Raw genomic sequence first — 353 nt, forward strand, 5'->3', positions numbered from 1 at the left:
TCGGTTCGTTTGTAAGGGTACAAACATTTTACCGAGTTGGCGGCTTTTTTTCTATTCTTAAATTGTATTTTGTTGGTTAATCAACAGGCCTGTTGTGTAAACTCGTTTATAGAGAATCTCCCCCGAGAGGGAGATCGACCCTCACGGCAGATGCTGGCCGATGCGCTTTGGAAAGAAAACGGAGAGCTGCAGCAGCATTGGGCCCCAGTTTTGCACGCGGCCCGTCCATTTGCGAGTGACATCCATAGTGACGAGGTATTAGTCGTTGTTTGGCTTGGTTAGTTTCTGTTTTCTGCGTGGACGCCAGCGTTGTTCCTTGTTCCGGATGAATGGCCTGCCACAGGCTTTGATAA

Annotated in this window: 1 protein-coding gene; it reads right to left on the reverse strand. The window is 48.4% G+C overall.

Annotated elements, in window-relative coordinates:
- Positions 1–106 precede the first annotated feature (106 nt).
- The coding region (locus PPOP_RS24750; RefSeq protein ID WP_234399887.1) for a hypothetical protein at positions 107–353 on the reverse strand (247 nt) is incomplete at its 5' end.

Source organism: Paenibacillus popilliae ATCC 14706 (assembly GCF_000315235.1).
Lineage (GTDB): Bacteria > Bacillota > Bacilli > Paenibacillales > Paenibacillaceae > Paenibacillus_B > Paenibacillus_B popilliae.